This window comes from Methylobacterium sp. J-072 (genome assembly GCF_022829425.1).
In the GTDB taxonomy this organism is placed as follows: Bacteria; Pseudomonadota; Alphaproteobacteria; order Rhizobiales; family Beijerinckiaceae; genus Methylobacterium.
This window is the reverse complement of the sequence record NZ_JAKSYK010000163.1, coordinates 1-282: the sequence shown is the minus strand read 5'-3', so window position 1 is coordinate 282 and position 282 is coordinate 1. Positions and strand designations below refer to the sequence as shown.

The 282-nt window shown below is 72.3% G+C and carries 1 pseudogene; it reads left to right on the top strand.

Annotated elements, in window-relative coordinates:
• Nucleotides 1–183, top strand: a pseudogene (locus MKK67_RS32665) (LysR family transcriptional regulator); the annotation flags it as partial.
• Nucleotides 184–282: the final 99 nt, after the last annotated feature.

Below are 282 nucleotides of genomic sequence, written 5' to 3'. Positions count from 1 at the left end.
CGGCGCGACGGCGAGATCCTGGGGCCGGAGCATTTCGGCTGGTTCGCGGCGCCGCATTTCGAGCACCGGGCCGGCGAGAAGCTGCGCCTGGCCGCGACCTCGCCCTGCTGCTCCGTCCGGGACGTCGCCATCCAGCTCCTGCGCCATCTCCTCCATGGAGGCCGAGGCCTCTTCGGTGGAGGCGGCCTGCTCGGTCGAGCCCTGCGACAGCTGCTCGGCCGAGGACGACAGCTCCTGCGAGCCGGCCGAGACGTTGCTCGAGGCGAGGATGACCTGGCCCAC